The 22614-nt window shown below is 39.6% G+C and carries 15 protein-coding genes; 13 read left to right on the plus strand and 2 right to left on the minus strand.

Going from position 1 to position 22614, the window contains the following annotated elements; genetic code table 11:
- The 5 genes from PHO71_RS10390 to PHO71_RS10410 form a co-directional block, all read left to right on the plus strand.
- The coding region (locus PHO71_RS10390) for a DUF1793 domain-containing protein (RefSeq protein WP_300202733.1) at nucleotides 1-608 on the plus strand (608 nt) is incomplete at its 5' end.
- A gap of 58 nt (nucleotides 609-666) precedes the next feature.
- Entirely contained in the window at nucleotides 667-2208 is a 1542-nt protein-coding gene (locus tag PHO71_RS10395) for an IPT/TIG domain-containing protein (protein ID WP_300202735.1), read from the plus strand.
- A 16-nt stretch (nucleotides 2209-2224) separates the two neighbouring features.
- Complete coding sequence (locus tag PHO71_RS10400) at nucleotides 2225-5320, plus strand: TonB-dependent receptor (protein ID WP_300202737.1); 3096 nt, start codon at nucleotides 2225-2227, stop codon at nucleotides 5318-5320.
- A 16-nt stretch (nucleotides 5321-5336) separates the two neighbouring features.
- Entirely contained in the window at nucleotides 5337-7448 is a 2112-nt protein-coding gene (locus PHO71_RS10405) for a RagB/SusD family nutrient uptake outer membrane protein (protein WP_300202739.1), read from the plus strand.
- A gap of 22 nt (nucleotides 7449-7470) precedes the next feature.
- Entirely contained in the window at nucleotides 7471-8532 is a 1062-nt protein-coding gene (locus PHO71_RS10410) for a DUF4973 domain-containing protein (protein WP_300202741.1), read from the plus strand.
- 72 nt (nucleotides 8533-8604) lie between these two features.
- On the opposite strand, the gene PHO71_RS26195 is transcribed toward PHO71_RS10410, so the two are convergent.
- On the minus strand, nucleotides 8605-8742 hold the full coding sequence (locus PHO71_RS26195) for a transposase (RefSeq protein WP_367279894.1): 138 nt from the start codon (nucleotides 8740-8742) through the stop codon (nucleotides 8605-8607).
- Here PHO71_RS26195 and PHO71_RS10415 point away from each other — a divergent pair.
- From PHO71_RS10415 to PHO71_RS10430, 4 genes are all read left to right on the plus strand, one after another.
- Nucleotides 8732-8986 carry a hypothetical protein gene (locus PHO71_RS10415; protein WP_300202743.1) on the plus strand — a complete coding sequence of 85 codons (255 nt, stop codon included), beginning with the start codon at nucleotides 8732-8734 and terminating at the stop codon, nucleotides 8984-8986. The genes PHO71_RS26195 and PHO71_RS10415 overlap by 11 nt on opposite strands.
- A gap of 274 nt (nucleotides 8987-9260) precedes the next feature.
- On the plus strand, nucleotides 9261-10610 hold the full coding sequence (locus tag PHO71_RS10420) for a DUF1080 domain-containing protein (RefSeq protein ID WP_300202746.1): 1350 nt from the start codon (nucleotides 9261-9263) through the stop codon (nucleotides 10608-10610).
- Between the two features lie 176 nt (nucleotides 10611-10786).
- Nucleotides 10787-11635, plus strand: coding sequence for an FAD:protein FMN transferase (locus tag PHO71_RS10425; RefSeq protein ID WP_300202749.1), 849 nt, complete (start codon nucleotides 10787-10789; stop codon nucleotides 11633-11635).
- 298 nt (nucleotides 11636-11933) lie between these two features.
- Nucleotides 11934-13616: an arylsulfatase gene (locus PHO71_RS10430; RefSeq protein WP_300202752.1), complete on the plus strand. Its 1683-nt coding sequence runs from the start codon at nucleotides 11934-11936 to the stop codon at nucleotides 13614-13616.
- 457 nt (nucleotides 13617-14073) lie between these two features.
- On the opposite strand, the gene PHO71_RS10435 is transcribed toward PHO71_RS10430, so the two are convergent.
- A complete protein-coding gene (locus tag PHO71_RS10435; RefSeq protein WP_300202755.1) occupies nucleotides 14074-16143 on the minus strand; it encodes an alpha-glucuronidase family glycosyl hydrolase in 2070 nt (689 codons plus the stop codon).
- 329 nt (nucleotides 16144-16472) lie between these two features.
- Between PHO71_RS10435 and PHO71_RS10440 the strand changes: the two genes are divergently transcribed.
- The 4 genes from PHO71_RS10440 to PHO71_RS10455 all read left to right on the plus strand — a co-directional run bounded on the left by PHO71_RS10440 (nucleotide 16473) and on the right by PHO71_RS10455 (nucleotide 22579).
- A complete protein-coding gene (locus PHO71_RS10440) occupies nucleotides 16473-17573 on the plus strand; it encodes a glycoside hydrolase family 43 protein (protein ID WP_300202759.1) in 1101 nt (366 codons plus the stop codon).
- Nucleotides 17574-17671: 98 nt separating this feature from the next.
- A complete protein-coding gene (locus PHO71_RS10445) occupies nucleotides 17672-19489 on the plus strand; it encodes a glycoside hydrolase family 2 protein (protein WP_300202761.1) in 1818 nt (605 codons plus the stop codon).
- A 492-nt stretch (nucleotides 19490-19981) separates the two neighbouring features.
- Complete coding sequence (locus PHO71_RS10450; RefSeq protein WP_300202763.1) at nucleotides 19982-21100, plus strand: peptidoglycan bridge formation glycyltransferase FemA/FemB family protein; 1119 nt, start codon at nucleotides 19982-19984, stop codon at nucleotides 21098-21100.
- A 474-nt stretch (nucleotides 21101-21574) separates the two neighbouring features.
- The gene (locus PHO71_RS10455) at nucleotides 21575-22579 is read left to right on the plus strand and encodes a family 43 glycosylhydrolase (protein WP_300202766.1); all 1005 of its coding nucleotides are present in this window, start codon (nucleotides 21575-21577) and stop codon (nucleotides 22577-22579) included.
- Nucleotides 22580-22614 lie beyond the last annotated feature (35 nt).

A 22614-nucleotide genomic window follows, 5' to 3' on the forward strand; every position in this document is an offset into this window, starting at 1 on the left:
TGCGGTATGGACAGGACCCTGAGAACCAACTTTGCACTGACGACTTTGCAGGGCATTGGGCACATAATGCCAACTTATCAATAAAAGCGATTATGGGTGTTGCCGGCTACAGTGAGATGGCACGCATGCTCGGTTTGAATGATGTTGCCGATCAATATGCCGGTATCGCTAAAAACATGGCAGTGAAATGGGAAGCCATGGCGAATGAGGGCGACCATTACCGGTTGGCTTTCGACCGTGAGAATACATGGAGCCAGAAATATAATATGGTTTGGGACAAGATGTGGAACCTGAACTTATTCCCCAATAATGTCATCGACAAAGAAATCAAGTATTATCTGACCAAGCAAAACCCTTATGGACTACCGCTTGATTCCCGTAAAGAATACACTAAATCCGACTGGGTTATTTGGACGGCGGCTATGGCCCCGGACAGGAGTACTTTTGAGAAGTTTATTGATCCTCTTTATAAATATATCAATGAGACTGAATCTCGTGTGCCTATCAGTGACTGGCATCATACGGATAGTGGTGAATGGGTTGGTTTTAAGGCTCGATCAGTGATTGGGGGGTATTGGATGCAGGTATTAATGGATAAAATGCAATAAGATTTTTGATTAGCAATACAATATATTATTAACTAAAATGGAAAACATGAAATGTAAAATGAAAAAAGTATTGAAAGAATGGCAGTGGGTACTACTGGCATTATTCACGATTTGCATTTATAGTTGCAAAGATGATGATAATACTGGAGGAGGAGTTTTTGATCCTTCAAAGCCTGTAGTAATTTCAGATTTCACTCCAAAGGAGGGAGGTGCTTACCAAAAGTTATTGATCTCAGGAGAGAACTTTGGTACAGACGTTTCGAATGTGAAAGTAACAATCGGTGGTAAACAGGCTGTTGTTATTAACGTTAAAAATACCTATGTATACTGCTTCGTTCCTTCAGGGGCTTTCAATGGAGAAATCCAGATTACTGTAGGTGAAGGAGAAAATGCAGTAACTACTACTGCAAGTACTGCATTTGACTATCAGAAGAAGATGGTTGTGGCGACACTTTGTGGTTACCGCAATAATCGTGACGACCAAGGTTGGAGAGATGGTCCGTTTGATGGACCAGAAGGTGTGAAGTGCTGTGGCTTTAGCGATGCTGGTCGAATGGCGATTGATCCCTTGAATAAGAATCACATCTATATCTGTTATGATGGTCACAAGGCTATACAATTGATAGATTTGGAGAAAAGATATCTCTCTTCTCCTTTAAGTAATCTTACTGATATTCCTACAGGGCGTATTCGTAGCCTTGACTTTAATAAAAAAATAGAAGGATATGCTGATGAAGCAGAATATATGATTGTAGCTGTAGACTTTGATGGTAAAGGAGACGAAAGTGCTAGTGTATTTCTTATTAAACGGAATGCAGATGGAACATTCAATGATAACTCTAACATCCAATTAGTAGCAGCTTATAAACAATGTAATGGTGCCAGCATTCATCCTATTAACGGAGAATTATATTTTAACAGTTATGAAAATGGTCAGGTGTATCGTTTGGATTTAGCCGATTATTTTAAGACTGTCAAAAGTGGTAAAGAATGGGATCCTATTGTAAAAAAACATCCAGATACTTTCAAAAAACTATTCACTATTGCCGATCCAAGTTGGGAATTTCAAATTTTTATTCATCCTACTGGTAAATATGCTTATTTCGGGGTCATCAATAATCACTACTTTATGCGTTCTGATTATGATGAGATAAAAAAGGAATTTATCACTCCATATAACTTTGTAGGAGGCTATAAAGTTGCTGGTTATAAAGATGATGTAGGGACTGAATCCCGTATGACAAATCCTTGCCAAGGTGTATTTGTGCGGAATTCCGATTATGCTGGTGGAGATGACGATTATGATTTTTACTTTGTAGACAGAGGAAATTTCTGTGTTCGTAAAGTAACTCCAGAAGGTATTGTTTCAACTTATGCTGGAAGAGGGGCATCAACAGCTTTAGCTGATGGGAATCAATGGGGAACTGACGACGGTGATCTACGTGAAGTAGCTCGTTTCCGTGATGTAACCGGACTCGTTTACGATAGCGAAAGTGAGATATTCTACGTTCACGACCAAGTAGGACATACCATTCGTACTATTTCGATGGAGAAAGAAGTAACGATAGAAGATGAATCAACAGAAGAGTCTAACGAATAAACACACTATTTAGATTATGAAAAAATATTTAGCCATCTTTTTGTTGCTGTTAATTGTTCCGCTAATGGTACTGGCACAGCAAACAATGACTGTGAGTGGTACGGTCAAGGACACTCAAGGCGAGCCAATGATCGGTGTTAACATTACTGTAAGAGATGTAGCTGGTTTGGGAACCATTACGGACATCAATGGTAAATTTTCCATCAAGATGGAGCCTTATCATCGACTTCTGTTTACTTATATCGGATATGAAGATGTAGATGTACTCGTAAAAGAGCAACAAGTTGTCAATGTAACGATGAAGGAAGCAGCAGCCAGTGAATTGGATGAAGTTGTTGTTACAGGTATGGGTACACAAAAGAAACTCACTGTAACAGGAGCCGTAACTAACGTAAATGTAGAAGAGTTGAAACGTTACTCTACTTCTAGCCTGTCAAATGCATTGGCAGGTACTGTACCGGGTATTATCACTCAACAGACTTCTGGGCAACCAGGAAAAAGCACTTCAGAATTCTGGATTCGTGGTATTTCCACGTTTGGTGCTAGCTCAAGCGCTTACATTCTGGTGGACGGATTCGAACGTGCCAGTTTGGACGAACTTAACATTGAAGACATTGAATCATTTACTGTATTGAAAGATGCATCGGCTACAGCTATTTACGGCTCTAAAGGTGCAAATGGCGTAGTATTGATTACGACCAAACGTGGTAAAGCCGGTAAGATCAATATTGATGCTAAAGTAGAAACCTCTTATGATACGCGTACCATCACTCCGGAATTTGTAGACGGTCTTACATATGCCAGTTTAATGAACGAAGCTTTGGTAACTCGTAATAAGGGAGTAGCTTACCAACCTGAAGAATTAGAACTATTCCGTACACAAATGGACCCAGACTTCTATCCAGTTGTAGACTGGAAAGATCTTATTCTGAAGGATGGAGCTTGGCGCTATCGGGCTAATTTAAATATGAGTGGTGGTGGTAATACTGCTCGCTACTATGTCTCTGCTAGTTATACGGAAGACCAAGGTATGTACAAAACCGATGAAACTCTACGGAAAGATTACGATACAAACGCCAATTACAAGCGTTGGAATTATCGAATGAATATAGATATAGATATCACGAAAACCACTTTGTTGAAATTGGGGGTAGCCGGTTCGCTAGCTAAACGTAATAGCCCAGGATTGGGAGATGACAATTTATGGGGAATGCTTTTTGGATACAACTCTATTGCTTCACCAGTATACTACTCTAATGGATATACTCCTATTTCTCACCGCGACAATGTGAATAAACTTAACCCGTGGGTGGCATCAACACAAAGTGGATACAAAGAGAACTGGGATAACAATGTACAGACTAATATTACATTGGAACAGAATTTCGATTTTATTACTAAGGGGTTGAAATTTGTAGGTCGCTTCGGATTCGACACAGACAATAGTAACTGGATTAATCGCTTCCGATTGCCGGATTTGTACAAAGCAAATGGACGTGATCAAGCAACCGGAGAAATAATCTTTGATAAAATGTTCTCTGCATATGATATGCAACAGTCTAGTGGTAGTTCTGGTAGACGCCGGGAATTTGTTGACCTTCTATTAGGTTGGGAACGTGGTTTCGGTAATCATCATACAGGGCTTACACTCCGTTATACACAGGATGCTGAGAAGCGTACAGTGGATATTGGATCGGATATTAAGAATGGTGTGGCGAAACGAAATCAAGGTTTGGCAGGACGGGCAACTTATAACTGGAATTACCGTTACTTCGTAGATTTCAACTTTGGTTATACAGGCTCAGAGAACTTTGCTCCAGGACACCAATATGGCTTTTTCCCAGCATTTTCTTTTGCTTGGAATGTTGCTGAAGAATCGTTTGTCAAGAAGAATCTCAAATGGATGAATATGTTTAAGATACGTTATTCACATGGTAAAGTAGGTAATGATAATCTTGGGGAATGGAATCGTTTTCCATATCTATATACTATAGGAACTGGTGCAGGTGGATATAATTGGGGATTTGGTGATTATGGAAGATCATATTCTGGTACCCATTATACACAAATGGCTTCTACTGGTATAACTTGGGAAGTTGCGACAAAAGATGATTTGGGTGTAGACTTATCCTTATTTGATGATAAGTTTACTGCAACAGTCGATTATTTTTATGAAAATCGTACAGGTATTTTCATGTCACGTGCTTTCTTACCAGATATTGTAGGTTTGGAAAGTCAGCCGAAGGCAAACGTAGGGCAAGTAAAAACACGTGGATTTGACGGTAATTTTGCTTTCAAACAGAAACTAGGAGATGTGAATATGACACTTCGTGGTAATATTACTTATAGCAAAAATGAAGTGATAGAGAAAGACGAGGAGAATCAGGTTTACTCATACTTGTATGAAAAAGGTTATCGCGTAAATCAGGTAAAAGGATTGATAGCAGAAGGATTGTTCGCTGATTATGATGACATCCGTACCAGTCCAAAACAAGACTGGGGTACAGTACAGCCAGGTGATATCAAATATAAAGATGTCAATGGTGACGGAATTGTTAATGATCAGGACAGGGTAGCTATCGGTGCTACAACTAGACCGAACTTAGGTTATGGTATAGGCGCTTCTTTCGCATGGAAAGGCTTCGACATTAATATCCTCTTCCAAGGAGTTGGCAAATCTACTTTTCCAATCTATGGTAAATGTGTATATGCGTTCAGTGAAAGCGACTGGGGTAATATATTCAAAGACATGATACAGGATCGATGGGTGGATGCAGACACAGCTGAGAAACTAGGACTTCAAGCCAATGAAAACCCAAATGCATCTTATCCTCGTTTAACTTATGGAGAAAATAGAAATAATCAACAGACCTCCACTTATTGGATGCGTGACGGTCGATACATCCGACTAAAAAATTTGGATATTGGTTATACATTACCTAAAAACTTAGTAAACAAGATACACTTCAATAATATTCGTTTCTATATTGCGGGAGCAAACCTGATTACTTGGTCAGACTTTAAAACATGGGATCCGGAATCTACCAATCCACGTGGTGAGGATTATCCTTTGACGAAATCATTTACTATGGGTGTAACCGTTAACTTATAAAATACAATCTGAAATTATGATAAAGAAAATATCTATATTATTATTAGCCGTATTGGGAATGGGAGCTTTTTCATCCTGCTCTGATTACCTAAATTCGGAGAAGTATTTCAAAGACCGCCTGACATTAGAAAAGACTTTTGAAAGTAAAGATCATGTGGAAGAGTGGTTAGCTTATGCCTTTTCATTCGTAAAAGGCGAAAATATGGAAGTGACAACTAAGAATCCGGGCAATAATTCCTTCTGTTTTGCAGACGATATGTATTATGGAGACCGTGATAAAGCGATTGATGGCACTAAAAATGAGTTATCATACAATATGTTTAAATTAGGTGAATATGATGAGAACTCTTATAACGTTGGCGCATGGGGAGCCTGTTATAAAGGTATTTACCAAGCATCTGTATTTATTCATAATGTTTATCGATGTAAAGAAATGGCAGATTGGGAAATAGAAGACTATAAAGGGCAGGCGCGTTTTATACGTGCTTATTACTATTGGCTGCTATTACGCCGTTACGGACCTGTACCCATTATGCCTGATGAAGGTGTAGATTATACAGAAAGCTACGAACAGATTGCGACTCCCCGGAGTTCATATGAAGAGGTAGCTCAATATATCAGTGACGAAATGATACAAGCTGCTAAAGAATTAAAGTATGATCGTCGTGTGGATAACTACAACGTAGCTCGCCCCACTCGGGGAGCCGCATTGGCAACTCGTGCTTATGCTTTGATCTTTGCAGCTAGCCCTTTTGCCAATGGAAATAATAGTGAATATGCGAAACAATTGGTAGACGATCAAAATCGTCCGTTACTATCATTGGAATACAGTGAAGAAAAATGGGCCAAAGCAGCAGCAGCTTGCCGCGACGTCATTAAATTGGGCGTTTATGATTTAGTTCATGTTAATAAATCTACAACAGATAACGGTCCTTCTGATCGTCCTACTATTACTCCACCAGCTGATGGTGAGTTTTCGACAAAAGATTGGCCAGATGGTTGGGCAAATATTGATCCAGTTAAATCTTACCGTTATATATTTGATGGAACCTTACTACCTGCTAATAATCAAGAATTAATCTTTACGCGCGGTGATACAGATATCAATGGAATGGTACAACATCAAATGCCAAAAGATGATGGAGGTTGGAATTGCCACGGTATGACTCAGAAAATGCTGGATGCCTATTATATGAATGATGGAAGTAACACTCCAGGAATGAACTCTATGTACCAAAATATTGCTGGCTATGAAGGTCGTGTGGATGTACATACACGTAAAACAGGGTTTACTGGGATAGAAGATCTCAAAAATGGCAAATATCCTGAATTAGGCTGGAAATATGATGCGAATAATGCTGATGACAAACAATCACCAATTGGTATGAATGTCTCCTTACAATACGTAAAACGTGAGCCACGGTTCTATGCTTCTGTTGCTTACAATGGTTGCACATGGTATTATTTGAGTCAAACTCAAAGTAAACCTGCTGATATTAATCAACAAGTATGGTACTACTTCGGAAGTTCTGATGGTTATCGTAATGACGGTTTCTATTTACGTACGGGTATTGGTATTAAAAAATTCATTCATCCAAACGATTATCCAGGTAAATTTGTAGCAAAAGCAGAAACGGCTATTCGCTACGCTGATATCTTACTGCTTTATGCAGAAGCATTAAATGAATTAGATGGTACTTACAATATACCTTCCTGGAATGAATCGGAGACTTATACAATCAGCCGCAACAAAAATGAAATAGAATCTGGTGTACATCCAGTACGTATACGCGCCGGTCTCCCTGATTACACTGATGCTCAATACGCAAGTAAAGAAGAATTACGTAAGGCTTTAAAGCGTGAGCGAATGATCGAACTAATGGGAGAAGGGAAACGCTATTTTGACCTTCGCCGTTGGAAAGATGCACCTTTAGAAGAGTCTGCGCAAATCTATGGCTGTAACGTTTTTGTAAATGTTAATAAAAAAGAAGATTTTCATTCTCCAATTCCTATTTACAATCTCCCGTCTACGTTCTCAGAAAAGCTATGGCTTTGGCCGATCATGCATAGGGAGCTGAAAAGAAATTCGCGCCTGACGCAGAACCCGGGATGGACTATGTATGATTAATTTTAAACGTTAAGACAGATATATGAAAAAGATATATACTTTAGCAGCTTTAGCTGCAATGATTGTATTGGGAGCTTCATGCAATTCTGAATGGACTGAGGAACAATACGAGCACTACATTTCTTTCAGCTCACGATTGGATAGTAAGGGAGTAACAAATATCTATGTACCTTATAGTCGCCATGACAAAGATGGCAACTATGCAGAAGGAGGAGAAGGAAGATCTAATTATCAGTTGCCGGTACTTGTAAGTGGTTCTACTGATAATGCACAAAATCTTACCATACACATAGCACATGATCCTGACACACTGGGTATATTAAACTATGCTCGTTATGCTACACGTGAGGAGTTATATTACAAGGATATGGGCATGGAAGGAATGAAATATGCTTCTTATTCGGAAACTTTGCCAATCACAGCAGGGCAGAATAAAAGGCTATTAGATATTAAATTTGATTTCCGGAATATTGATATGTCAGAGAAGTGGGTGCTTCCGTTACAAATCGTAGACGATCCGTCTTATGGTTACCAGTCTCATCCGCGTAAAGACTATGCTAAGGCCATATTAAGAATCTTCCCGTTCAATGATTATTCGGGTGACTATTCTGGAACCGGATTGACTAATAAAGTGGTTACAGGATATGATAATAAAGGTAATCCAATAGAGACAGCAGAATCCATCACAAAAGCCTCGATAAGAGGTTATGTAGTAGATGAGCAGAATATCTTTACTTATGCAGGAATTGTGGATGAAGATTATACTGACCGGAAGGACTATAAGATTAAATTCACATTTAACGGTGATAAGAATGGGCCCGTAACTCTTTATTGTGAAAATGCAGAGAAAATCGGATTTGAAGTAAACAAGGAGGTTACACCTTCTTTCCGTGTATCTTCATCAATGGACGAGGCAAGGCCTTATCTGGAACATCGCTATGTAATTATTAATAATATTGATTATTATTTTAATTATATGCCAGTTGAAGGTACCTCAATCCGTTACCATGTGAAAGGTACATTGACATTATCACGTGATATCAATACTCAGATCCCGGATGAAGATCAAGCTATTGAATGGTAATTTATATTAATTATTAATCTAACATAAAAAAGTCCGACTAACAATGTAAAGTTAGCCGGATTTTTTTTGATTTTACTTTCTGGTGCTATGAGCTATTGCGATCAAGCCAAATTCAACATAAACCTTAGCTAATGATCTTAGCGCAAACAGCCTAAACATATGTCCTGATTTTATTTGCCCAAATACAGCTTCCGGTTCTATGGGGTGCATTGATCCGGCAAGAGTTGTTTTTATATTTGGAATAAAGGGCAGTCTTATTTTGGCTTATGGGGGTAACTTTGCCTGGCACACGGAGCAATCCACGCTGCATTTTCCACTGGGTGAATCTAAAGAAATCCACTTTCAAGCAGATGCAGATAAGATAGATGGTACTACCTTTCTGCGAGTAGGGGGATATAATGTAAAGCAGGCGAAGAGACTGTTAAAAAGAAAATTATCATGGAAATGTAAATAACTACTTTTTATAACATAGAAGAGAAGAAAATATCAAATTATAGATATTTTCTTCTCTTCTATTGTTAGTTTGAATAGATTTTTTCCTTTGTTGGTCAGAATCTTGTGTTTTAAATGAATTTTCTTTCTTAACTTTGACGCCACAAATATAAAGTTTAACTCGTTTAATATCGTTTGCGCACACGAAATTGTAAATATTGAAATAACAACCAAATTTAGTACCAACGGAGATTAGCTACTACTGCTAATGTCTAACAAATTAGAAAATACTAATTATGAAAAAGAATTTTTTATTGACTTTACTTTTGTTCTGCGCCGCTTCTCTGACAGCACAGAATTGGGAACCTCTTTTTAATGGTAAGAACCTGAAAGGATGGAAAAAGCTGAACGGCACAGCTGAGTATAAAATAGTAGATGATGCTATTGTCGGTATATCTAAGATGGGGACTGATAACACATTCCTTACTACGACCAAGAAGTATGGAGACTTTATCCTCGAATTCGATTTCAAAGTAGATGATGGTTTGAACTCTGGTGTACAGCTTCGTAGTGAAAGTACAAAAGATTACCAAAAAGGACGTGTACATGGTTATCAATTCGAAATCGATCCTTCCAAACGTGCATGGTCCGGAGGTATTTATGATGAAGCACGCCGAGGCTGGCTATATCCTTTAACTAAGAACCCGGCTGCACAAACAGCATTTAAAAATAATGCATGGAACAAAGCTCGTATAGAAGCTGTCGGTAATTCAATCCGTACCTGGATCAATGGCGTACCTTGTGCAAATCTTTGGGATGATATGACTCCTGAAGGATTCATTGCTTTGCAAGTACATGCTATCGGTAATGCTGCCGATGAAGGAAAGACGGTAAGTTGGAAGGATATTCGTATCTGTACAACAGATGTTGAACGTTACCAAACTCCGGAATCTCAGGTTGCACCGGAAGCAAATGCAATAATTAATACTATTTCTCCCCGTGAAGCGAAAGATGGATGGGCATTGCTTTGGGATGGCAAGACTACTAATGGCTGGAGAGGTGCAAAACTTTCTACTTTCCCTGAAAAGGGCTGGAAGATTGATAATGGCATTTTGAAAGTGATTAAGAGTGGTGGAGCAGAATCTGCTAATGGCGGTGATATAGTGACCACCCGTAAATATAAGAACTTTATCCTGACTGTAGATTTCAAGATTACTGAAGGAGCCAACAGTGGAGTTAAGTACTTCGTTAATCCGGATATGAATAAAGGAGAAGGTTCAGCTATTGGCTGCGAATTCCAAATCCTTGATGACGACAAACATCCTGACGCAAAACTAGGTGTTAATGGTAACAGAAAACTGGGTTCATTGTATGATCTGATTCCGGCTCCTGCAAAGAAAAACTTCAATAAGAAAGAATTTAATACAGCTACTATTATTGTAAAGGGTAATCATGTAGAACACTGGTTGAATGGCGTTAAGCTGATTGAATACGATCGTAACAATGATATGTGGAATGCATTGGTGGCTTACAGTAAATATAAGAACTGGCCGAATTTCGGAAATCCTGAAGAAGGAAATATTCTTCTGCAAGATCATGGAGATGAAGTCTGGTTCAAAAATGTGAAGATTAAAGAACTGAAATAGTAAATGAAAGAGGCTGTGCCAGAAGTTATTAAAGCTATCAATATATAATTTTTGGACGCGGATAACGTAGATGAACGCGGATTTTAGGAAAGAATCGCGTTTATCTGCGTTATCTGCGTTTAAAAGATAGCGATTATAGACTTTTAGCATAGCTCCTTTTTTACAAAAAAATTGAAATGTGTTCCTCAATTCAACATCTCTACAGGCAATCTCCTGATGGTGACGGGTTGTTTTATGCCTGGTTTCCATCTATGCATACTCGTATCGATATTATGTTATCGTGCCGGAACTCGGAAGATGAATTGTTGTTAGTGATTGGGGCTATACAAGATACATTACAGCAATTGGAAAAGATTGCTAATTATTACGATCCCGCTAGTGAACTTGCTCTGGTAAATAAGGTTGCGTCTCTACGTCCCGTGAAACTTAGCCGGACTCTTTATGAAATGATTTTCTTATGTTTGGAATATCATAAGAAGACTTTAGGCTGTTTTGATGTCACTATCCATTCTGAACATTATACTCGTGATACTATACAATCGGTGCAATTGTCTGCCGAAGATCGATCTGTTTTTTTCTGGCAAGAAGGTGTGACTATCAATTTATCCGGTTTTCTCAAAGGATATGCTTTGGAGCAGATTAGAAAAATATTGGAAAAGTATTTAATAAAAAATGCATTGATAAATATGGGAAACAGTTCGGTATTCGCTTTGGGAAATCACCCTAATGGTAAAGGTTGGAAGGTTGATTTTGGAAAGCGGGTCAATACAGAAACATACGGTAAAGATAATGCTCTGCTTTTATTTGACGAATGTCTCACAACTTCAGGAAATGATTCTGCCGAACGCAAACATCTAATTTCTCCTCAAAGTGGAAAATTGATAGAAGGTTTTAGGCAATTGGCTATAGTGACAGCCAATGGAGCCATTGGAGAAATTCTATCTACCAGTCTATTCGTTGCAAATGAAGAGCAGCGCGCCTTATTAATTGACAGATTCCGGTTGAAAACAGTTATTGAACTATAAACAATATTGTTGTAAAATTGGCCTGTTCTGTTATGCAACAGCTCAGGATTAGTTGCTTCACCGTATTTTACTAATTATTCGGTTGGTATTCGTAGTTGCCCGTAGCGACAGGCGGGGTACGACTTCTGGATTACTCTGTGTATTGTACTGAACAAGTTTCCCCTTAAACTTTTTTGGTACAATGCAGATAGAATATAATGGTCAGTTTCTTTCCTTTATTGAATAGTATTTTTTGTATTTTGTAAGATTCAATACCGATATTTGTAATATTGAAAAAAGAATTAAATATCTAATATTTATGAACTCAAAATTATTACTTCTACCGGCTGTATTGACAATGACCGGAAACTCTGTAGCAAAAGACAAAAGTAAAAAGACTGATAAGCGACCGAATATTCTGGTGATTCTTGCAGATGATTTAGGCTATTCTGACCTAGGGTGTTATGGCAGTGAGATTCATACTCCCAACCTGGACAAATTAGCGCAACAAGGTGTACGTTTTAATCATTTCTATAACGCTAGTCGCAGTTGCCCGACACGTGCTTCTTTATTAACCGGACTTTATCAACATCAGGCGGGTATAGGACGTATGACATTTGATGAAGGTTTGCCCGGATATCGTGGAACGCTTTCACGCGGTGCTGTAACCATTGCAGAGGTTTTGAAAGAAGTAGGATATACCACCAGTATGGTGGGTAAGTGGCATGTTGCAGAGACTCCGTTACGTAAAGACCAACGGGAATGGTTAGCACATCATGTCTTTCATGACACTTTTTCTGACTTATGCCATTATCCCGTGAACCGGGGCTTTGATACCCATTATGGAACTATTTATGGGGTAGTGGACTATTTCGACCCTTTCAGCCTGGTAGAAGGAGAAGTGCCTATAAAAGAAGTACCCGATGGATATTATATCACCCAGGCTCTTTCCGATCGTGCAGTAAAGGAGGTGAACGAATATGCAAAAGAAGATAAACCATTCTTTATGTATCTGGCTTACACTGCACCTCATTGGCCTCTTCATGCTTTACCCGAAGATATAGAAAAATATAAAGACACCTACAAAGTGGGTTGGGAATCTATACGTGCTGCTCGCTATGAACGGCAAAAGCAATTGGGCATATTTCCCGGAATAGATAATTTTTTATCTGATCGTCAGTTTCAAGATAAGTGGGAAAATAATCCTACAGCAGAGTGGGATGCCCGTGCCATGGCAGTACACGCAGCGATGATTGACCGTATGGATCAAGGAATAGGTCAGGTTATTGATGCCTTAGAACGTACGGGACAGTTGGATAACACATTAATTTTATTCCTTTCCGATAATGGATGTAGTAATGAAATTTGCCAGAACTATTCACCCGGTGAAAATGACCGTCCTGATATGACGCGTAAAGGAGAAGTGATGGTTTATCCGCATAATAAAGAAGTACTTCCTGGACCGGAAACAACATATGCTTCCATAGGAGCACGTTGGGCAAATGTAGCCAATACTCCTTTCCGTTTCTGGAAAGCTAAATCTTATGAAGGAGGTATTTGTACTCCTATGATTGCACATTGGCCCAAAGGAATCAAAAAGAATGTAGGTGGAATGACTTCTGAAATAGGTCACGTGATGGACATCATGGCTACTTGCATTGATCTGGCAGATGCAAATTATCCTGAAAAATATAAAGGTCATGAGATTATTCCACTCGAAGGCAAAAGTTTATTACCTGTTTTTAAGACAGGTCATCGTAAAGGACACGATTATCTTGGTTTTGAACATTTCAATGAACGTGCTTTCCTTTCCAATGATGGTTGGAAAATTGTTCGTCCGGGCGAAAATGCAAAATGGGAATTATATAATCTGAATGAGGATCGTAGTGAGCAATATAATCTTGCTAATAAATATCCGGAAAAGATAACTGAAATGGTGAAGGCCTATGAAGCATGGGCCAAACGTTGTATGGTAGAGCCTTATCCCGGGCAGAAAAAGTAGCATCACACCAATGATTGATAATTATATGTCAAGAATTTCTTTGTCTTTGGGTGCAGTGATGATTATATAGACGTTGCTGTGACAATCTTCTCCGAAGCTCACAACTTCTATCAAGTGTGTGAACCTTATTATATTATTCAATGTCTGCACGGGAGAAACTCATATTTCACCGGCAGATTCTTTTTATATTAATCTGCTGTTCCGGATAAAATAAGTTGAAGATAGCCAGACTTTATCCACTTCGTGTACTAATATTAATTCGTTGAACTATAGTCTTCCTTTCGTAGAACTATAGTCCAACGAAAGGAAGACTATAGTTGTCGCTTCGAAGGACTATAGTTCTACGAACTAATTTGTGCACTCGAGAAGGCTAAACACTACTAAGCAATGACTAGATATTACTAGCCAAGCTCATTAAATATAGTCCGTAAATCATCTATCTGTCACATTCCGGTTTTTATTGCGCTTGATGAGGCAAATAAATAGAGAAGAATCTGTCAGCAGATTCATAAAAGGCTTTTGCATCTTGTTGCTCCTTTAAAAGGCTTTTCATAACCTCATCAAACCGTCTGGAATCAATTTGGTAACGGATTGATTTCCAAAGTTGTATATTCTCTTCAACTTGTTTTATACCTTGTTTCAGGTTTTCTGTGAGTTCTTTCTCTAGGGTATCTCCTGACTTCATTCGATGATTCCATGGCACATAATGAAAACAAAGCAGATACAACTCGGGGCATTGTTTAAGATCGTTGAAATGAGTACTGTTGATTGGGAAATATTGTGAAACATAATCAGAGCCGCTAGTCGTTCGGTTGGTTCCGATCCCTTTAGTATCTATTTTCCATTCCTTGTTAGCTCGGATGTCAAATCCGGCTTGGTAATGACAAGTTACTTGAGTTGTTAGTCCGAGGCTAAAAGGTGAATGGCTGCGGACAAAGTTATCCCATGTTGGCATCATCATCTGTTTTATCACCTTTTCTGTTGGTTTGTCACAATTCCATGTCGATTTAATCCATTCAGAGGTAATCTTTTCGGTTGTTTCTCTCGGATCCCAGGCTAAACGTCCGAATGCAAACCAATTTGCCTGTGCAAAATGATGACCTGTCCAGTTGCTTGAATCGCCGGTATTAGCTACTCCTGCCATAGCCCGGTATCGGAGGGGATAAATCTTGCCTGTAATTATTTTGTGAATGTTGCTACCGGAACCTTTGCAATAGGTATCAAAATTGAGAAATTCTTTCCACATCGGAGCCAGGTATACCAGGTAAGTAGATTGCCCGATATATTCTTGGGTAATCTGTAATTCAGGCATTAATGGAGTTTGCTTCATTGCTCCGAATAGAGGTTGGGCAGGTTCACCGGGTTGAAAATCCAATGCTCCGTTTTTAGCTTGCAGTACCACATTGGAATCAAATTTTCCGTCAAGTGGGAGAAATTCTTTATATGAGCGCTTGATACGGTCATTATCTATTTGAGGGTTATATACAAAAGTTCTCCATATCACAATACCTCCATGCGGCTTTAATGCACGTGCCAATACATTAGCTCCTTCTGCGTGTGTACAATGATAATCTTGTGGCCCGGGCATACCTTCTGAGTTTGCTTTAACGAGAAATCCTCCAAAGTCGGGGATGAGTGAATAAATTTCATCCACTTTAGTATTCCACCATTTCTGTACTTGAGGGTCAAGCGGATTAGCCGTATCGAGAGTACCTGCACCTCCCCATCTCTTCATTACTTCGGGTGTTGATGAAGGTTTCATCGGAGCCGCAAAATTGGCGGCGAGATAGATACGTATATTGTATTTGCGTAAAATATGTGCCAGAGCGGAAACCTTTTTCAGATATTCACGTCGTAAAATACGAGGATCGGCATTGACATTGTTTAATACTACTCCATTGATACCTATGGAAGCATTCGCACGCGCGTAATCTGTATATCTCTTATCCAGTTTTTCCGGCAGTTCGTTCCATTGCCATAATGTTTTTCCGGCATATCCTCGTTCTATATTTCCATTCAGATCGTCCCAATGGTTAAGCTGGCGAAACTCCAATGCCGGCACTTCTCTGATATTCAGTCGTTCCAGAGGATACTCACATTGAATAAGGCGGATCAGATGGAATGTTCCGTAAAGAAAACCTGCATCTGAGTAAGCTTGCAATATAATCTGATTGTTGTTGTTGCGAATAAGATACCCTTCCTTACCCAGGCTTTTGTCTTTACAATAATTCATTTGAATACTTGCTTTGGCATTATTGATGAATTCAGGGGTTATTCCCAACGTTGCTTTTAAACTACGTTTTAATTCTTCTGCTATTACTTCATCATATTTGCAACGGGGCAAATTTACTTGACTGTAATATTGGATATACGACTGTTTTAAACCAAGGTTGTGAACTGATTTGTAGTTTAACCAAAGTTCGTAGCCTGTATCTGTGGTGTTTGCTGTTTGAGCTTGTCCCCGGGAATGTCCGATGGTACATAAACAGAGTAGAATAATACCGAGATGAAAATAATATTTATTCATAATGGATATTTTAAGGAATATTACAAAGAAAAGAAAATAAAGGAAAATTGCAGGCTATTTTTTGTTCAATAAAAGACAAATTCTATTCGTAATTCCCGTGTTAAAAGGAAAAGAAAGGATCTTTTTTCATTTATGGTCAGTTTTTGTCCTTTATTGAATAGTTATTTTTGTATGTTTTCTAATGTTATTCCGATTTTTGCAATATGAATTAGTCGGGATTCGTATTATAATATCCATGAATTCAAAACTATTTAAGAGAAATATGGCGGACTATGATCTGAAAATCATTTTCTTTGTATTTTCTTAAAATGAATGAAGTTATGAAAACTATGAAAACGAAATTAAGTTTGTTGTTGTCTCTGGTCCTGTTAGTGTCATGTAATCCCAAAAACACGGGGAAACAAGATGTTATAGCAAGAGATACTACTTATACAAATCCGCTATTGGCAGAAGGAGGCTCTGATGCTAGTGCCATTTTTCATAATGGGCAGTATTATTATACACATGAAACAGAATCAGACATTGTGCTGTGGAAAACTACAGATATTACAGATCTGGCTCATGCTAAATCCAAAAAGGTGTGGATTCCTAAAGATCCTTTGAATAGTAGGCATCTTTGGGACCCTGAAATTCGATTGATCAATGGTAAATGGTATATTTATTTTGCTGCTGACGATGGAAATACGGATAATCATCAACTTTATGTAGTTGAAAATGACTCTCCCGATCCTATGGAAGGGGAGTTTCAGTTGAGAGGACCTATCGTCACAAACTCTGGATGGAATTGGGGAATTCATCCTGCTACTTTCGAGCATAAAGGAGAACTTTATTTGTTGTGGTCGGGTTGGCCCAGCCGGAGAATTAATACAGAAACCCAATGTATTTACATTGCCCGGATGAAAGATCCGTGGACACTCGATTCGGAGAGAGTATTGATTTCGCGACCGGAATATGAATGGGAACGGCAATGGGTGAATCCTGACGGTAGTAGGACAGCCTATCCTATTTATGTGAATGAGGCTCCGCAGTTCTTCCATTCGAAAGATAACAAGAAGTTGATTGTATACTATGCAGCTAGTGGGTGTTGGTCGCCTTTTTATTGTACAGGTATGCTGACAGCTGATGCAGACAGTGATTTATTAGACCCTGCTTCATGGAAGAAATCAGAGGTCCCGGTCTTCCAGCAAGAGCCAAAAGAACGTATTTACGGGCCGGGTAGTTTTTCATTTATTCCTTCACCGGACGGAACTGAAATATATTTGTTGTATCATGCACGAAGTATGCCGAATTCGGTTACAGGCGAACCGGAAAGTCGTAATACGAGGTTGCAAAAGATAGGATGGGATGCAAATGGTATGCCGGATTTAGGTAAGCCGGTTCCTGTGGGGGTTCCGTTGCCGAAGCCGTCAGGTACTCCTGTCAAGAAATAGGTTATATTTATATACTTTTTATAATATTTGACAAGTGCATATCACTTGTCAAGGGAGAACATTATATCATATTATTAACATACTATTAAATTAAAACAGTGAAAAAAAGTATCTTAGCAGCGTGTGTTGTTGCCTTACTTTCTACCGCAGCATCTGCGCAATGGAAACCGGCAGGTGACAAAATTAAAACAGAATGGGCGGAAGAAATCAATCCGGAGAACGTTTTACCTGAGTATCCCCGTCCTATTATGGAACGTAATGATTGGAAAAACCTGAATGGTTTGTGGGAATATGCAATTATTGAGAAAGGTAAAACACCAACTTCATTTGAAGGCCAAATTCTGGTACCTTTTGCAGTAGAGTCAAGCTTGTCAGGAGTAGGGAAAACCGTAGGTCCGAATAATGAACTCTGGTATCAGCGGACATTTGATGTTCCGGGTGCATGGAAAGGCAAAAGGGTAATGCTTAACTTCGGAGCTGTTGATTGGAAGGCTGATGTTTGGGTAAACGACATAAAAGTGGGACAGCACACAGGTGGCTTTACTCCTTTCTCTTTAGATATTACTCCAGCATTAAATGCAAAAGGTGATAACAAACTTGTTGTGAAAGTTTGGGACCCGACAAGTGATGGACCTCAACCACGCGGTAAACAAGTTACTAAACCCGAAGGAATTTGGTATACAGCTGTAACAGGTATCTGGCAGACAGTATGGTTGGAACCTGTAGAAGAATGCCATATCACAGATATTCGTACAGCTTCAGATATTGATCGTAAAAAACTTATGGTAGATGTAGCTACCAGCAGTGTAAATCCATCTTCTGAATTTGTTGAAGTAAAAGTGTTTGATGGTAAGCAATTAGTAGCTGTTGGTAAAGGATTAAACGGTCAGACAATTGATATTCAAATGCCTGAGGATGCGAAATTATGGAATCCTGATTCTCCTTTCCTTTATTCAATGGAAGTTGCTTTGACTTGTGGAGGCAAAGTGACGGATAAAGTAAACAGCTATACTGCTATGCGTAAATATTCTACTCGTCAGGACGAGAATGGGATTGTTCGTTTGCAGTTAAATAATAAGGATGTATTCCAGTTTGGCCCATTGGATCAAGGTTGGTGGCCCGATGGATTATACACAGCACCTACAGATGAGGCTTTGGTTTACGACATACAGAAAACAAAGGATTTCGGTTATAACATGATCCGTAAGCATGTGAAAGTAGAACCGGCACGTTGGTATACTCATTGCGACAAACTCGGTATCATTGTATGGCAGGATATGCCCAGCGGTGATAAAGAACCGGAATGGCAGATGTATAACTACTTTACAGGCAACGAACTGAAACGTACGGAAGAATCAGAAGCATGTTATCGCAAAGAATGGAAAGAAATAATGGATTACCTTTACAATTATCCTTGTATTGGTGTTTGGGTTCCGTTTAATGAACGCTGGGGACAGTTCAAGACAGAAGAAATTACTGCATGGACAAAGAAACATGATCCTTCTCGTTTAGTAAATCCGGCTAGTGGTGGTAATCACTTCCAATGTGGAGATATTCTTGACTTACACCATTATCCGAATCCCACTCTTAAGTTTTATGACGCAGGTCGTGCTACAGTACTGGGAGAATACGGTGGTATCGGTCTGGCTCTGGAAGGCCATTTGTGGGAACCTAACCATAATTGGGGATATGTTAAGTTCAACTCTTCTAAAGAAGTGACTGATGAGTATGTGAAATATGCGAATCAGTTATATCAATTGATTCCTCGTGGCTATTCGGCTGCTGTATATACGCAAACTACAGACGTAGAGATGGAGGTGAACGGTTTAATGACTTATGATCGTAAAGTTATCAAGATTGATGAACCGAAGATTAAGGAAGTTAATACGAAAATATGTAATTCGTTGAATAAGTAAGATAAAAGTTTGTGATTTTAATACGGATTTCTTGATGAAATTGAACTGAACGGAGATTATCCGTCAGTTCAATTTCCTTTTTTTATTATCCTTGTCTATTATCGTTTTTATGGAATGGGAGCTTGATTACAAGAACTTTAAAGCTCAAATATTAGATATAGCGTGTAACTCCATGCTCCCGCCTCGGTTAGAAGAAGCCGAAGAGGTGGGTCAGGTTAAGTAGTATTGTATCGGACTCTATTCTTATAAACTCAAAGACCGGCGCACATCACAAAGTGAAATTTTCGAGGTGAGTCTGGAAAGGAAAGTAAAAACGGGGTAATCACAACCAACGGCTGATCGATTCTATGGATGAGTTCGAAGATGTGACAATTTCGAGTATCGAGTAGCCTTCGAACGAGTGATTTTCCCTGGCGATATCCCGTCGCAGCGGCATTCCCTTGACTCGTGTGCTTTTATTGTTTACCTTTGCAGGCTCCAAAATTTTGAATCATGTACTTGCAACTCGAACCCAAAGAGGTCGTCGATGCTTACAGCACGCCGATCGTTCAGCAAACGTCGTTCTGGTCGAAGGTAAAGGAACATTTGGGAATGGATTCCCGGGCGTTCGAATTCTCGGTCTACAACAGCGATATTTATTCCAACGTAGGCGGTTACGCTCATACGATGGCCGACTTCATCATGTTTTTTCAATACCTAAACAAAGAGGATTATATCGCTTATTTTCCTTACGGTCCGGAGATCGAACCCTCGAAAGAGAATCACGGTCGCTTTCTGGAAGAACTCTCCGAGTCATTGCGTTCTTACCTGCCCAAGCACTGCGTGGCTCTGCGCTATGACCTGAACTGGGAGTCGCACTGGTGCAAGGAGGAGGATTTCGATGAAGAGGGCAACTGGGTAGGTCTTCCCGACAAGGAGTTTCAGGAATTCAAGCTCAACTACGGCACTGCGGAGTGGAACCTGCGCAAAGCCAACACCAATATTCTGCCGGCCAATACGATTGTGGTTGATCTGACGCCGGACGAAGAGATGATCCTCGCTCGCATGAAACCCAAGACCCGCTATAATATCAAGCTCGCCCAACGCAAGGGAGTCGAGGTGCGTTCGGAGGGAATCGAGGCATTGGATGTATGGTATAAACTCTATACGGAAACTGCCTTACGAAACGGGCTTCACCTGAACGACATGAGCTACTTCCATTCAGTTTTAGCCTCGAAAATGGAGTGTCCGGACAGGAAGGTGCAGGTAAAGTTGCTGATCGCTTATTTCGACGATATACCGTTGGCCGCGATGTTCCTCGTGCTGTCCGCCCATCGGGCGACCTACCTTTACGGCGCTTCGTCGTCGCAGATGCGTAACCTGATGCCTACCTATGTCCTGCAATGGCGGGCCATGCAACTCGCCAAGATGAACCGCTGTAGCGAGTACGATATGTTCGGCATCGCTCCCTATGCCGACACCTCGCATCCCATGTACGGTCTGTATAAGTTCAAACACGGCTTTGGCGGAGAAATATATCACCAGTTGGGTTGCTGGGACTATCCGTTTGAAGAGGATAAGTATCAATGCTTCACGGCAAGGGAAATGAGTATGCAGGGCTATTATGGATAAAAATATAATCATTAGAAACCATTTGTGTGGGTTTTAATATATCCACCTTCTTACGGTGCTTGGCTTGTATTTCCATAGGTTGGCGATTGTGTTCCTCCTAATGCCATTGAAGTTGTATTTGCAGGGTATGGTATTGGCTTTCAATTCTCTCGTCTGCCGTTTACGCTTATAAGGCACATGGCCGGCACAAGCTCATTTTTCTTACTCGAAAATTCGATTACATTTGTAAGCCAATAGCGTTTGAAATCCATGTAAATCAGCTCTTTGAAAACCATATTAAATCATCTGCCAACCAAAAGAAAGTAATGGGATAGTAACGTAACTTTGTCCTTACTTGGCTTTTTGTTGGCTTCGGATGACGTTCAACTCTATTTTCTCTCGCCTAAACCGCTATTCATCAGCCTTATTACTTCGTTTTGTGCTAAGTCTCATTTTTAATTCTTATCTTTGCCAAAATTTTAAAAACAGTGTTGTATGAAGCTTAAATCACTCTTTTTCTCAATGGCTGTAGGTTATTCGGCAGTTTTATTTTCTCAAACTGTACCGGCCGGAGAATTGAATAATGATAAAAAACAATATACTAATCCGGTCATTAATTATAGTTTGCCCGACCCCACAGTTGTCAAAGATGATGACGGCTATTTCTATCTATATGCTACCGAAGATATCAAAAATGTCCCAATTCATCGGTCAAAAGACCTTGTAAACTGGGACTTTGTAGGAACTGCTTTTACTAAAGCAACTCGTCCCACGTTCGAACCCAAAGGTGGAATCTGGGCACCGGATATTAATAAGATAGGAAATCATTATGTGTTATATTATTCAATGTCCGTCTGGGGTGGAGAATGGACTTGTGGCGTTGGTGTGGCTGTTGCTAATCACCCGGAAGGACCTTTTATTGACCATGGTAAACTATTTCGGAGCAATGAGATTAATATACAGAATTGCATCGATCCCTTTTATATAGAAGACAATGGTAAGAAATATCTTTTTTGGGGTAGTTTCCGCGGGATATATGGAACCGAACTGGCAGAAGACGGACTAACTTTGAAAAAAGATGCTCCGATTTTGAAGGTGGCCGGTACTGCCTATGAAGGTACTTATATTCATAAACGGGATGGTTGTTACTATTTCTTTGCTTCCATCGGTAGCTGTTGTGAAGGGCTGAAGAGCACTTATACTACAGTAGTCGGGCGCTCAGAAAAACTATTTGGCCCCTATGTAGATAAAAGCGGTCGTCCCATGTTAGAGAACAATCATGAGATTTTGATTGGAAAAAATGATTCATTTGTCGGCACCGGACATAACGCTGAGATAGTAACAGATAACAATGGAGCAGATTGGATGCTTTATCATGCTGTTAGTACAGCTAATCCCACAGGACGCGTTTTGATGTTAGATCGCATTAATTGGCAAGATGGTTGGCCGTATGTAGAAGGTGCTAGCCCTTCATTGAAAGGAGATAAACCGGAATTTTAAACAGATAAATTTGAATATTTAATAAATAAGATCGC

It is taken from the genome of Bacteroides sp. (assembly GCF_028690125.1).
Lineage (GTDB): Bacteria > Bacteroidota > Bacteroidia > Bacteroidales > Bacteroidaceae > Bacteroides.

Excerpts from the sequence above, each read along its gene's own strand:
- PHO71_RS10395 (WP_300202735.1), top strand. The coding sequence starts at position 667 with ATGAAAAAAGTATTGAAAGAATGGCAGTGGGTACTACTGGCATTATTC.
- PHO71_RS10400 (WP_300202737.1), top strand. The coding sequence starts at position 2,225 with ATGAAAAAATATTTAGCCATCTTTTTGTTGCTGTTAATTGTTCCGCTA.
- PHO71_RS10405 (WP_300202739.1), top strand. The coding sequence starts at position 5,337 with ATGATAAAGAAAATATCTATATTATTATTAGCCGTATTGGGAATGGGA.
- PHO71_RS10410 (WP_300202741.1), top strand. The coding sequence starts at position 7,471 with ATGAAAAAGATATATACTTTAGCAGCTTTAGCTGCAATGATTGTATTG.
- PHO71_RS10415 (WP_300202743.1), top strand. The coding sequence starts at position 8,732 with ATGGGGTGCATTGATCCGGCAAGAGTTGTTTTTATATTTGGAATAAAG.
- PHO71_RS26195 (WP_367279894.1), bottom strand. The coding sequence starts at position 8,742 with ATGCACCCCATAGAACCGGAAGCTGTATTTGGGCAAATAAAATCAGGA.
- PHO71_RS10420 (WP_300202746.1), top strand. The coding sequence starts at position 9,261 with ATGAAAAAGAATTTTTTATTGACTTTACTTTTGTTCTGCGCCGCTTCT.
- PHO71_RS10425 (WP_300202749.1), top strand. The coding sequence starts at position 10,787 with ATGTGTTCCTCAATTCAACATCTCTACAGGCAATCTCCTGATGGTGAC.
- PHO71_RS10430 (WP_300202752.1), top strand. The coding sequence starts at position 11,934 with ATGAACTCAAAATTATTACTTCTACCGGCTGTATTGACAATGACCGGA.
- PHO71_RS10435 (WP_300202755.1), bottom strand. The coding sequence starts at position 16,143 with ATGAATAAATATTATTTTCATCTCGGTATTATTCTACTCTGTTTATGT.
- PHO71_RS10440 (WP_300202759.1), top strand. The coding sequence starts at position 16,473 with ATGAAAACGAAATTAAGTTTGTTGTTGTCTCTGGTCCTGTTAGTGTCA.
- PHO71_RS10450 (WP_300202763.1), top strand. The coding sequence starts at position 19,982 with ATGTACTTGCAACTCGAACCCAAAGAGGTCGTCGATGCTTACAGCACG.
- PHO71_RS10455 (WP_300202766.1), top strand. The coding sequence starts at position 21,575 with ATGAAGCTTAAATCACTCTTTTTCTCAATGGCTGTAGGTTATTCGGCA.